The organism is Pantoea sp. Fr+CA_20 (genome assembly GCF_024520835.1).
GTDB lineage: Bacteria > Pseudomonadota > Gammaproteobacteria > Enterobacterales > Enterobacteriaceae > Pantoea > Pantoea allii.
This window is the reverse complement of the sequence record NZ_JALNPN010000026.1, coordinates 1-12,776: the sequence shown is the minus strand read 5'-3', so window position 1 is coordinate 12,776 and position 12,776 is coordinate 1. Positions and strand designations below refer to the sequence as shown.

Sequence of the window (12,776 nt, the reverse complement as noted above, 5' to 3'; positions counted from 1 at the left end):
CGCTGAGACGAAAAAGTCGTCAACACGCGACTAGACGGTTTCCAGTTTGGCGTAGGCTGCCACCAGCCACTTGATCCCTTGGCCCTGAAACGCCACCTGCAGACGGCTGTGTTCACCGCTGCCCTCCAGATTAACGATAGTGCCTTCACCAAACTTGGCGTGACGAACCCGTTGCCCCAGCGAGAATCCCGTGTCGCTTTTGGTCATCGGCGTGCCCATGCGTTGATGACTGACCGGGCGCGTTACACTGGCGCGTAAGCGCACTTCTTCGACACAGGCTTCGGGCAGCTCGCCAATAAAACGCGAGGGCCGATGGTAGACTTCTTTACCGTAGAGACGGCGGGTTTCGGCGTAGGTCAGCGTGAGCTTCATCATCGCGCGCGTGACGCCGACGTAAGCCAGGCGACGCTCTTCTTCCAGTCGCCCCCCTTCATCCAGCGCCATCTGGCTCGGGAACATGCCCTCTTCCATGCCGACGATAAACACCTGGCTGAACTCCAGCCCTTTCGCAGAGTGCAGCGTCATCAGTTGGACCGCGTCCTGCCATTTGTCCGCCTGCCCTTCCCCGGCTTCGAGGGCCGCATGGGACAGGAATGCCTGGAGCGGCATCAGATCTTCATCTTCATCCTGGTAGCTGAACTGGCGCGTGGCCGTCACCAGTTCCTCAAGGTTTTCGATACGGGCCTGGCCCTTTTCACCCTTTTCCTGCTCGTACATGATCCACAGGCCAGAGTCCTTGATAACTCTGTCGGTCTGCACGTGCAGCGGCATCTCCGCGGTTTCGCTCGCCAGTGAATCCACCAGCTCACAAAAGCGCTGCAGCGCTGAGGCCGCGCGGCCGGCAAGGGCGCGCGACTGGAGCAGCTCACGCGTTGCCTGCCATAAGGTCATCTGTTTTTCGCGTGCCGTCTGACGTACCACATCCAGCGTGCGGTCGCCCACACCACGCGTTGGCGTATTCACGACTCGCTCAAAGGCCGCGTCGTCGTTGCGGTTAGCCATCAGTCGCAGATAGGCCAACGCATCTTTGATTTCCTGACGCTCGAAAAAGCGCATACCACCATAAATACGGTACGGCATACTGGCCTGCAGCAGGGCCTCTTCCAGCACGCGCGACTGGGCATTGCTACGATACAGGATGGCGCAATCCGCCAGCGCATTGCCGTTTTCCATCCAGGCTTTGATGCGGTTGACGACAAAGCGTGATTCATCCAGCTCATTAAAGGCACAGTAGACAGAAATGGGTTCACCATCGCTGCCGTCGGTCCACAGCTCTTTACCCAGTCGACCGCTGTTGTTGGCGATCAGGGCATTCGCAGACTTCAGGATGTTGTTGGTCGAGCGGTAGTTTTGTTCCAGACGAATGGTATCCGCGCCGGGGAAATCCTTCAAAAAGCGCTGGATATTTTCCACCTGCGCACCGCGCCAGCCGTAAATGGACTGATCGTCATCACCGACGATGATCACTTTGCTGCTGTCGCCCGCCAGCATGCGAATCCAGGCATACTGAATATTGTTGGTATCCTGAAACTCATCCACCAGAATGTTAGTGAAACGCTCGCGGTAGTGATTCAGGATGTGGGGTTTGTTTAGCCACAGCTCATGCGCCCGCAGCAGCAGTTCTGCAAAGTCGACCAGCCCGGCGCGATCGCAGGCTTCCTGATAGGCCTGATAAATCCGTAGCCAGGTTTGTTCTACCGGATTGCCGTAGCTCTCAATATGCTTTGGCCGCAAACCTTCATCTTTCTTGCCGTTGATGTACCACATGCCCTGGCGCGCAGGCCACTGCTTCTCATCCAGGTTCATCGCTTTGATCAGGCGCTTCAGCAACCGCAGTTGGTCTTCACTGTCGAGGATCTGGAAATCCTGCGGCAGACCCGCGTCAAGATGGTGAGCACGCAGCAGACGGTGTGCCAGGCCATGAAACGTCCCTATCCACATTCCGCCCTGACTGGTGCCAATGAGCTGCTCGATACGGTGGCGCATCTCTGCCGCCGCCTTGTTGGTAAAGGTCACCGCCATAATGGAGTACGGCGAACAGTTTTCTACCGACAATAGCCAGGCGATACGGTGCACCAGAACGCGTGTTTTTCCGCTGCCCGCGCCCGCCAGCACCAGCAGGTTACTGCGCGGGGCCGCAACGGCATCGCGCTGTTTGTCATTCAAACCGTCGAGCAGTTCAGAAACGTCCATAAGCACCAATAAGTCAGAAAATGCGAAGCATAAGACTGGATAAATTTACAGCCATTATAACAGCGAGGTCAGTGATGCCAACTGTGAAATTTCAACGTGTGGCAGCAGGCGGGCATCATCAATGTGCATCAGGTTGCCCTTACGCAGATTAATCCAGCAAGCTTGCATGCCAAAACGAATCGCGCCAGCCACATCGGTAGTGAGATCGTCGCCGACGTGCAAAATATATTCTGGGGCGATATCAAGGCGTTGCGCAGCCAAATGATACATATCCTGCCACGGCTTGGCGCGTCCATCCGGTCCTGCCCGCAGTGAAAACTGGAAGTAGTTTGCCAGGCCGAGTTTTTCAGGCTGGGCATTGCCGTTGGTGATGGCCACCAGCGGCACTTTTTTCGCCAGGGCTTTCAGCGTGTGATGCGTTTCAGCCGGCATATCCACCTGGCTGCGCCACTGATGAAACACATCCATTACCTGCGCCGCGCCCCTGGCGGCTTCGGTTGCCGTTAAACCGGCATGACACATAACATGTTCTACCGAACGGCGACGCCATTCAGACACATCATGGTAGATATCGGGTTCACGTAAACATAGCTGTTTACGTGATTCGGCCACGTCGTCAGGCGTAACGTGACGCAGTGCCGGATGGAAAGCCTGCAGGGCGGCATGGGATGCTTCTGTGGTTTTGCGAATCACAGGATAGTTGTCATAAAGCGTGTCATCTAAATCGAAAGTGATTGCTTTAATGTCACGCAGAGGGCGATAAAACTTCATTCACTCTTTCCTCGTTTGGCGCGGGGATGGGCGGCATCATACACCGAGGCCAGGTGCTGAAAATCAAGATGGGTGTAGATTTGTGTGGTCGAGAGATTCGCATGGCCCAGTAATTCCTGCACGCCACGCAGATCGCCGCTCGACTCCAGCAAGTGGGTGGCAAAAGAGTGACGCAGCTTATGGGGATGAATGTGGCTGGTCAGACCCTGCTTAATCCCCCACTCAGCAAAACGCTTTTGCACATTACGCGCCGAGATACGAGAGCCGCGACTGGAGAGAAACAGCGCATCATCTGCGGAATTAAACGCGATACGCAGCGGCAACCACTGCTGAATCCAGCTAACGGCGGTGCGGCCAATCGGCACGCGTCGCTCCTTGCTGCCTTTTCCTGTCACCCACACTTCGCCCGCCTCAAGATCGACATGACGACAATCCATATTGACCAGCTCGGAAAGACGTAATCCCCCGCCATACATGACTTCCAGCATGGTGCGATCGCGTATTGCCAGCGGATCATCAAGGTCAATATCCAGCAACTGGCTGACATCATCAACGTCGATATTTTTTGGCAGGTGGCGGCCATTGCGCGGTGTGGCGATCCCTTTCGCCGGATTGGCAGGCAGCATGTCCTGGCTCACCTGCCAGTCAAGAAAACTGCGCAATGCGGACAGGCGCAGCGCCAGACTACTGGCGGCCAGACCTGCGCGCCGGCTGCGGGCCGCCATACTGCGGACCATAGCCGGATCGAGCTGTGACCATGCGCTGATTTTCATCTCGTCGGCAATCGTCACCAGTGCGGCAAGCTGACGCGCGTAGCTGCTCAGGGTCAGAGGGCTGAGCTGGCGTTCAACCTTCAGGTGGCGCAGAAAGCCGTCAACGGTTTCCTGCAACACGCTGCTCATGCGCGCTCCACCCAGCGTTCCAGCAACGCAGGCATCATCTGTGAAAGGTGTTGCAGCAGTAGAGTTCCCATACCCGACTGATAGTGCAGGCTGTCACGGCTACTGAAGATAATGATGCCAAGCTCACCGTCGTCACCCATCAACGACATGGCAACTGAACCAATGGCTTTTGCCTGCGGCAGCAACAGCAACAGCTCCGGGCCATTAATACTGCCCAGATAGTGCTGTTCATTACCGAAGCGCTGAATGCGAAGAGGTTCGAAAGCCTGACGCGCCAGGCCAAGTTGCACAAAGTCAGACGGCGCGCCCAGCCGCCACCGGTCATTAAACAGGCGGATATTAGCGCCCGCAAGGCCAAGATCGCGCGCCCAGCGGTGCAGGCGATTAAGCATATCCTGCAATGAGCTGGCGGCGGCCAGGTGACTTTGCAGCGAGAGCAGTCGCGCGAATAACTGCTGGTTCGCGGTGGCCTGCTCCATCAGCAGCGTGATCTCTTCTTCCAGCCGCTGAATGTGGTTGCGCTGGCGCGCCATGTGCCATTCCACCAGCGATACGCTTCCGCGAACCGGATGCGGCACCGCCATCTGTTCGACCTGACGCGCGTTGCGCATAAAGAAGTCAGGATGCTGTCGCAGATAGTCACTGACGGCCTGATCGTCCAGCAGGACAGCATTTTCCGCCTGCTCTTCGATATTTTTCATAAGTGAATAAACCCATCGTAAACATGTGTGGCCGGGCCGGTCATATAGAGCGGCTGTCCGACGCCTTTCCAGGCGATATGTAACGAGCCGCCTGGCAAATCAACGCGTACTTTCTGGCTTAAAATACCCTGCTGGATACCACAGGCCACCGCTGCGCAGGCACCACTGCCGCATGCCTGCGTTTCGCCTGCACCGCGCTCATAGACGCGCAGCCGGATGTGCTCCGGATTAATGATTTCCATAAAGCCAACGTTGACGCGCTCCGGGAACCGTTCATGGCTTTCCAGAACCGGGCCTAAAAGCTCAACCTGGGCAGTGGTCGTGCTTTCCACTTGGATCACGCAGTGTGGATTGCCCATAGAGACGGCACCGAACATCACCGTTTGCTCCGCGACGCGCAGCAGATATAGATTCTCGGCTTTATTGGCGCGAAAAGGCACCTGCTGGGGTTCGAAATTGGGCTCGCCCATATTCACGCGCACCAGATCGTCTGGCGTAACGCTTAACACCATGCGCCCCGCCTGGGTGCTCACGCGAATATCGCTTTTATTGGTTAGCCCTTTTAACTGAACAAAACGGGCAAAGCAGCGTGCGCCATTACCACACTGCGCGACTTCGCTGCCATCAGCGTTAAAAATGCGATAGTGAAAGTCGAGATCGGGATCGTAAGGCGGTTCGACAATCAGTAACTGATCGAAGCCAATCCCCAAATGGCGATCGGACAGCCGGCGGATCAATTCCGGCGAAAAAAAGACGTTTTGCGTCACGGCGTCCACAACCATAAAATCATTGCCGAGACCGTGCATTTTGGAGAACTGCATTTTTTGCTCCGCCGGATGCGCCATAAGTGTTATTTCATTTGTGAGCTTGAATCACCCGTCACCAGACCACCCACATCCGCTTTAGACGCGTCGGTTTTCTGTTTTTGCGTTGATGCTGGCGTCGGCGCAGTTTGTTTTGGCGTGTCCTGCGGTGGGAAGTAGAGCGGTCCTTTCAATCCACAGCCTGCAAGGCTTGTCAGTGCCATTGTCATCGCTAACAGGCTTATCACTTTCTTCATTCTTTATGCTCTTCATATCCTGTGACCTGGATGCTTATCATCGCAGTTGAAGGTGGAAAAGCAACAGGAAATGCCAGCAAATCACGTGAGCGTTGTGGCAAGCCCTAAAGATAGCGTCACAGCGGGCCTGTAGAACTCAATGCACCTGATAGCGCGGCTGATAATCGTTGTTGTCGTTATCAGGCTGCGAGGCACAGAGTTCGGTGAGTGCCTGATTTCTGAATGGAATGACCTGATAACGTTCGCCGGTGTTCACGATCTGATAGAACTGCGGCAGGTTAAAATTGATAAAACTTGAGCCGTAAGTGAAGCGATCGTGTGACGAGGAGTAAAAACGGCTAACGTCACGCACCAGCTCTTCTTTACTGCCTTCGCAGTGGTGATACACCTCAACACGGTTGCTTTCATCCAGAATATAAATGTTGAAACCCCGATCGTCGGTGGTGTCCTCAAAAAAGAACTGGATGATGCCTTCGCTGGCGTAGCCATTGACCACAGGCGGCAATGGCGTCTGATTCGACTCGACCTTAATCGACAGGCCGTGGAGCTTGTTGTTGGAGATGGCACCATAAAACTCAACGGCATTTTCCAGCTTCTGAACCGACACACCCATGCGTTCAAAGAACAGTCCCCAGGTCTGGCCGGCCATGCGCAGTGCTTTGAAACGCCCAGGCTCCTGACGCGTACTGGAAAGACGCAGTTCAATACATTCTGACACCAGCTGCTGCACGCGGGTACGGATTAATCCACGGAGATGCTGGCTGTAACAGAACACCTCCACGGTGTCAGGCGGTGAAGCATCCTGATGCATTTTGCCAAGAATCGTTTTCAGCCCTTCAATCATCGCCTGTTCGCCGCTGAAGTGCAGTGTACGAACTTCATTCCATGAGTTGCGATACAGCAGATCGATACTGCCAATCAAACACTGCTGCTGCTGGCCAAAGCTGAACACATCAAGCTTGCGGAAATCGAAGTGCACCACCTGGTTACGAAACGCCGAGGTCGGATCGTGCTCAAGGTTAACGATGATGGCCAGATGGCGAATTTCACACGGGCTGTAAAGCGCCTTAGGCGTTGGCGCAGGCAGACGCAGCGGGAAATGGCTGGAAACATCGTCCACCAGTTCCTGCAGACGCGCCAAATCGCATAGCTCATTGCCCTTGATGTGCAGGCGCGTTTTGCTGGTCAGTAACCCATTGAACCAGGCCCAGGCCACCAGCTTGTTAAGATAGCGGTTATATTCCAGCGGCTGGTGACTGATGATCGAACTCATATCCGGCGACTGGTTGTACAGATACCAACCCGGGCGATTAGCACGGCCAGGTGGCACATGAATAAAGGTCAGGTTGGGTTCCGAAAGATCGGGGGAAATTTGCGGATTGACCAGCGTCACCTTGCCGGGCAGCGCTTCAAAAGCGGCGTACAATTTACGGGTCAGCACGCCGATATCCTGCGGGCTGGCGCTGACGCTTAAATTGTTGCGACGGGCAAAACGAATAAGGTTGCGATAGCTTTGCATCATCGCATCCAGCAATTCATTGTGTGCTTCACGCACGCGCTCGATTTTCCATTCTGCGCGGTTGTCCAGAATGGCGAGTTTTTCCTCATCCCATCCCCAGGCTTTAACCAGTTGCGACAGAATCTCACGGCGCCAGCCACTGCGCTGCTGGTGCTCCTCGGTCGTCAGTTTTTCGCAAACTTTCAGGTAGAAGCAACGGCGGACCAAATCGAGGCGGGGCTGATCGTCAATGCTGGTGAGGTAGTGCGTTACGCGCTCCAGCATCATACAGTAGGGATCAAGACCGAAGCAGACGATCTCCCCGTCGTGCAAACGCTGTTTGATATCCATTGCCAGCAGTTTGGTGTCCGGGTATTCCCAGCTATAGGCTTCCAGCAACAGCGTTTTCAGCACTGCTTTATAGGGCGAATCGATACTTTTATACAGCTGCCACAGGCTGGCACCGAAATACTCTTCGGCTGACAGCGTGCTGAGCCCGCCCAAATCCAGCCACTCGTTCGGGGTGAGTACGCCTTTCGCATAGAGCGACATCACATAGTCATCGTAATGATGCTCTTCTTCGCCAGGCACCATATTCCACAGAATACGTTTACCGGCCATTCTCACCGCTGTGCGATAGAACTCATCCAGCAGCAAAATATGCTGGGTAGAACCGCAATCTTCGCCACCAAGATTGCCGCTTTCATTGTGGCGGAAGCGGTTTTCATCAATCAGGAAAAAGCTGACTTCGATGGCCTGTGAGGCACACCATTTTTGCAGCAGCGCACATTTACGCTGCAGATTCAGGCGTTCTTCGTTATCCAGCCAGGATTGATGGCAAACCCAGATATCCAGATCGGACACGCTGTTTTGCCCGACGGAGGAGGTGCTCCCCATCGAATAGATACCGGTGATGGGCAACTCGCCTTTCGGCGCTTCGACCAGGGAAAGTTCCTGTTCGCCCGTTAACTCTGCGAGCAGTTGCAGCTGGTTTTCATCAGGCGTGAAGACGTTGATGCCGTGGGGAACGCTACCTTCAAGGTAACCCGGCATCAGCGGATGTTGATAATGTAGTAAGATCGGAAGCAGGCTGTAGACGCGCTGAAAAGCGGGTCCCATGGCAGCCAGAGCGCGGTCAACGCGTAGCTGGTTAATTGCATCCAGTCTCTGTTTTAGTGTCTCAATGTAGAGGTACAAGACGTTTCGCCTGGTTGTCCTGGAGTTAAAAACCCTGTTCCCGCTATCTGCTACTTATTAATTGAGTGTCGTGCAGATAATTGCTGGAAACGTGATCAATCTATCACTCGTCGGATTGACCGTAAAGAAAGTTACGCTACCGACATTTTAGCACGGTTTCGTCTACTTTTCGCTCACTCTGCTCATAGCCTGAGATTACTGCCTGATATGTCAGGTTTAATCTACGGGCGGTTCTTTTCAATCCGTTGAAACTGACAGCATTCCCTCAACGATGATAGGATATTCGATGAACGATCTAAATGGTTAACGGCATGTTAAACAAAATTTTCAGAATTGCTACACGACAAAGTCCCCTTGCCATGTGGCAAGCACAATATGTACAGCAGCGTTTGCTCAGTGCCCATCCCGGCCTGCGCGTGGAGTTGGTGCCTATGGTGACAAAGGGCGACATCATTCTTGATACACCGCTGGCAAAAGTGGGCGGTAAAGGGCTCTTCGTTAAAGAGCTTGAGCAGGCGATGTTAGAAAACCGGGCCGATCTGGCCGTGCATTCGATGAAAGATGTGCCCGTGGCGTTCCCGGAAGGGCTGGGCCTGGTCACCATTTGCCAGCGTGATGACCCGCGCGATGCGTTTGTCTCCAATCACTACGCGTCGATAGATGCGCTGCCACAGGGTGCCGTTATTGGTACGTCCAGCTTACGGCGTCAGTGCCAGATTAGCGCTCGTCGTCCAGACCTGGTGATACGCTCTCTGCGCGGTAATGTGGGAACACGTTTGAGCAAGCTTGATGCCGGCGAATATGACGCCATTATTCTTGCCGCCGCCGGACTGAATCGCCTGGGCCTTGCCGATCGCATTCGCCAGCCGCTACCTGCGGACGTTTCTCTGCCGGCCGTGGGTCAGGGTGCAGTAGGGATTGAATGTCGGCTAGACGACAGCACCTTAATTGGATTGTTACAGGCATTGAATCACGACGATACGGCGGTCTGTGTGAAAGCCGAACGCGCCATGAATACCCGACTTGAAGGCGGCTGTCAGGTTCCCATCGGCAGCTTTGCCGTGCTTGAAGGTAACGAACTCTGGCTTCGCGGCCTGGTGGGCGCTCCTGATGGTAGCGTCGTGGTGAGCGGTGAGCGCCGTGGACCACGCGATCAGGCAGAACAGATGGGTATTTCGCTGGCAGACGAGTTGCTCAACAGCGGCGCGCGTGAAATTCTGCGCGACGTTTACCAGGGACAACCTCCCGTATGACCATTCTGGTGACACGCCCGGAACCCGCAGCGGCTGAGCTGGTCTCACGCCTGCACGCTCAGGGTAAACAGGCGTGGAGCCTGCCGCTGATTGAATTCGCCCCGGGTAACGATCTGCAGCAGTTACCGGCAGCCCTTACCACACTGAAACGCGGCGACCTGGTCTTCCTGCTTTCGCAGCAGGTTATTCACTTTGCACAGCACGCCATCAACGCATGGCCCGCCGACGTAGACTATTATGCAATTGGTCGCAGTACCGCTTTGGCTTTTCATACGATCAGTGGTTTGCAGGTGACCTACCCTCATGCGCACGAAACCAGTGAAGAGTTAATAAAACTGGCGACACTGCAGCAAATGGCGGGTAAGCACGCGCTTATCCTGCGAGGAAACCAGGGGCGCGAGCTGCTGGCTGAAACACTGATAGCACGCGGCGCACAGGTCACCTATGCGGAGTGCTATCAACGTTGCCAAAAACACTATGACGGTGCCATTGAAGGCCGTCGCTGGCGCGATCGTAATATTGACACGCTGGTTGTGACCAGCGGTGAGATGTTGCATCAGCTCTATTCGCTGTTCCCCGAGGTCGATCGTGAGGAATGGCTGCTCCGCTGCCGACTGCTTGTCGTCAGCGAACGTTTGGCTTCCCTGGCCGCCAATCTTGGTTGGCAGACGATTCAGGTAGCCGATGGTGCCGATAACGATGCGCTGCTGCGCGCGTTATGTTGAACTTAACAATGGGATGTGCCAGATATGACGGAACAAAAAGACACCTCCGCCGTGGTTGAAGAAACCACTCCAGCGGTTGATCGCCCCTCTTCTACCCAGGAAAAATCACCGCGTAAGCGTCATAACGGCGGCATGGTGCTGGGTGCAGTCGCGATCGTCATTGCACTGGCGATTGGCGCAGGGTTATACCTGAACGATAAGCACCAGGCCGAACGGCAGGCGCAAACCAACCAGGATCTGAGCGACCAGTTGGCAAAGCTGCAGCAACAGGCGAACAGCGACAAACAGCAACTCACTCAGCAGTTGAATGCCGCAGAGAAAACGCTGGAGACCGCCCAGTCGCAGCAGGCTGCTTCGGCGAAAGAGCTGGAAACGTTGCGTGAAAAGATGGCGTCCATTTCAGGTAACGACGTACGCAGTTGGTTAGTGGCCCAGGCGGATTACCTGGTGAAGCTGGCCGGTCGTAAATTGTGGAGCGACCAGGATGTGACTACCGCTGCGGCGCTGCTGAAAAGTGCCGATGCCAGCCTGGCAGACATGAACGATCCCAGCGTCATGAACGTTCGTCGTGCATTGACCCAGGATATCAGTACGCTTTCCTCCCTCTCTCAGGTGGATTATGACGGCATCATTCTGAAACTTAACCAGTTATCAAACGGTGTGGATAACCTGCGTCTGGCGGATAACGATAGCGATGAAGCGCCCATGGACAGCGACAGCGGTGAACTATCCAGTTCCATCCGTGAATGGCGTCAGAACCTGGTGAAAAGCTGGCATAATTTTATGGATGACTTTATTACCATCCGCCGCCGCGATAATACGGCGCAGCCGCTGTTGGCACCGAATCAGGATGTTTACCTGCGCGAGAACATCCGCTCTCGCCTGCTGATCGCGGCTCAGGCCGTGCCGCGCCATCAGGAAGAGATTTACAAGCAATCGCTCGAAACCGTCTCTGCATGGGTACGTGCATGGTATGACACCAATGATGCCTCGACGAAAGCGTTTCTGGCTCAGTTGGATGAATTAAGCCAGCAGAACATTAATATGGACCTGCCGGACAGCCTGGAAAGCCAGCCGTTGCTTGATAAGCTGATGCAAACCCGCGTTCGTAACCTGATGGCACAACCCTCTGCCGCCGCTAACCAGCAGGGAGGCTAATCATGCTTAAGGTATTTATCCTCTTTGTCCTGCTGATTGCCGGCATTGTACTGGGGCCGATGATCGCGGGCCATCAGGGCTACGTGCTGATTCAGACCGACAACTGGAACGTTGAAACCAGCGTAACAGGCCTGGCCATTATCCTGATTATCAGCCTGTTAGTGATTCTGGCGGTTGAATGGATACTGCGCCGTCTTTTCCGTACCGGGGCGCGTACCCGCGGCTGGTTCACCGGTCGTAAGCGCCGTCGTGCCCAGCGCCATACGCAAAATGCCCTGCTTAAGCTGGCAGAAGGCGATTTCAGGCAGGTTGAAAAACTCCTGTCTAAAGACGCCGAGCATGCTGATGTTCCCGTGGCTAACTATCTGTTAGCGGCGGAAGCCGCACAGCAGCGTGGCGATGAGATGCGGGCCAACCAACATCTTGAACGCGCGGCTGAACTGGCAGGCAATGACGTGATTCCGGTTGAGATTACCCGAACCCGCATTCAGTTGGCTCGTCATGAAGATCATGCCGCGCGCCATAGTATCGACCGCCTGCTTGAGGTGGCGCCACGTCACCCGGAAGTGCTTCGTCTGGCTGAGCAGGCTTATGTTCGCACCAACGCCTGGAGCGCACTGCTGGACATTCTTCCCGCCATGGAAAAATCACAGGTCGGAACCGAAGAGCAGCGCACCCTGCTACAGCAGCAAGCCTGGCTGGGCCTGATGAACCAGGCGATGGCCGATCAGGGCAGCGAAGGATTGAAACGCTGGTGGGGCAATCTGAGCCGTAAAACACGTCATGAGACAGCATTGCAGGTGGCGATGATTGACCATTTAATTGAGTGTGACGATCACGACACCGCGCAGGAGATTTTGCTGGATGGGCTGAAGCGTCATTACGACGACCGCCTTGTACTGCTGATGCCTCGTATCAAGAGCGGCAATCCAGAAGCACTGGAAAAAGCCTTACGCCAGCAAATCAAACAACATGGTGCCACGCCTTTACTGCACAGCACCCTGGGGCAGTTGCTGATGCGTCACGGCGAGTGGGAGCAGGCAGCAGAATCACTTCAGCAGGCGCTGGCTCAGCGCCCTGACGCATTTGACTACGCCTGGCTGGCGGATGTTTACGATCGCCTGCGTCGCCCGGAAGACGCGGCAAAGATGCGCCGTGAAGGCCTGTTGCTGACGTTGAAAAACAATCCCGATGCCTGATTGATAGCACCTTAGCGCATCACATAAAAAAACCGGGTTAGCCCTAATGCCGATCATTTAAGGATCGGTTGACCGATCCAGTGGCAGGTGTAAAAAGGGTTCATGTTCATCATGGACCC

Annotated in this window: 11 protein-coding genes; 4 read left to right on the top strand and 7 right to left on the bottom strand. The window is 55.1% G+C overall.

The features are described from left to right. Positions 1-30: 30 nt before the first annotated feature. From uvrD to NR177_RS21410, 7 genes are all read right to left on the bottom strand, one after another. On the bottom strand, positions 31-2,193 hold the full coding sequence (gene uvrD, locus NR177_RS21440; RefSeq protein WP_096012939.1) for a DNA helicase II: 2,163 nt from the start codon (positions 2,191-2,193) through the stop codon (positions 31-33). 54 nt (positions 2,194-2,247) lie between these two features. Then, a complete protein-coding gene (gene yigB, locus NR177_RS21435) occupies positions 2,248-2,964 on the bottom strand; it encodes a 5-amino-6-(5-phospho-D-ribitylamino)uracil phosphatase YigB (RefSeq protein WP_256853600.1) in 717 nt (238 codons plus the stop codon). Continuing rightward, positions 2,961-3,866: a tyrosine recombinase XerC gene (xerC, locus tag NR177_RS21430; protein WP_256853599.1), complete on the bottom strand. Its 906-nt coding sequence runs from the start codon at positions 3,864-3,866 to the stop codon at positions 2,961-2,963. Before xerC ends, yigB begins: the two co-directional genes overlap by 4 nt. Continuing rightward, entirely contained in the window at positions 3,863-4,567 is a 705-nt protein-coding gene (locus tag NR177_RS21425; protein ID WP_063877899.1) for a DUF484 domain-containing protein, read from the bottom strand. Before NR177_RS21425 ends, xerC begins: the two co-directional genes overlap by 4 nt. Beyond that, positions 4,564-5,388, bottom strand: a complete 825-nt coding sequence (gene dapF / locus NR177_RS21420) for a diaminopimelate epimerase (protein ID WP_063881073.1) — start codon at positions 5,386-5,388, stop codon at positions 4,564-4,566. The genes NR177_RS21425 and dapF overlap by 4 nt, the downstream gene beginning before the upstream one ends. A 29-nt stretch (positions 5,389-5,417) precedes the next feature. After that, positions 5,418-5,627, bottom strand: coding sequence for a lipoprotein (locus tag NR177_RS21415; protein ID WP_063877898.1), 210 nt, complete (start codon positions 5,625-5,627; stop codon positions 5,418-5,420). Between the two features lie 136 nt (positions 5,628-5,763). Beyond that, the gene (locus tag NR177_RS21410) at positions 5,764-8,322 is read right to left on the bottom strand and encodes a class I adenylate cyclase (protein ID WP_096012937.1); all 2,559 of its coding nucleotides are present in this window, start codon (positions 8,320-8,322) and stop codon (positions 5,764-5,766) included. A 311-nt stretch (positions 8,323-8,633) separates the two neighbouring features. Here NR177_RS21410 and hemC point away from each other — a divergent pair, with 311 nt between their 5' ends. Genes hemC through hemY form a run of 4 tightly spaced genes read left to right on the top strand, consistent with a single transcriptional unit; the run spans position 8,634 to position 12,657 of the window. Continuing rightward, positions 8,634-9,575 carry a hydroxymethylbilane synthase gene (gene hemC / locus NR177_RS21405; protein WP_109717960.1) on the top strand — a complete coding sequence of 314 codons (942 nt, stop codon included), beginning with the start codon at positions 8,634-8,636 and terminating at the stop codon, positions 9,573-9,575. Beyond that, positions 9,572-10,300, top strand: coding sequence for a uroporphyrinogen-III synthase (gene hemD / locus NR177_RS21400; protein ID WP_109717896.1), 729 nt, complete (start codon positions 9,572-9,574; stop codon positions 10,298-10,300). The genes hemC and hemD overlap by 4 nt, the downstream gene beginning before the upstream one ends. 24 nt (positions 10,301-10,324) lie before the next feature. Continuing rightward, positions 10,325-11,458 (top strand): uroporphyrinogen-III C-methyltransferase, encoded by a 1,134-nt coding sequence (hemX, locus tag NR177_RS21395; protein ID WP_096012935.1) that lies wholly within the window; start codon positions 10,325-10,327, stop codon positions 11,456-11,458. 2 nt (positions 11,459-11,460) lie between these two features. Further along, on the top strand, positions 11,461-12,657 hold the full coding sequence (gene hemY / locus NR177_RS21390) for a protoheme IX biogenesis protein HemY (RefSeq protein WP_063877894.1): 1,197 nt from the start codon (positions 11,461-11,463) through the stop codon (positions 12,655-12,657). Positions 12,658-12,776 lie beyond the last annotated feature (119 nt).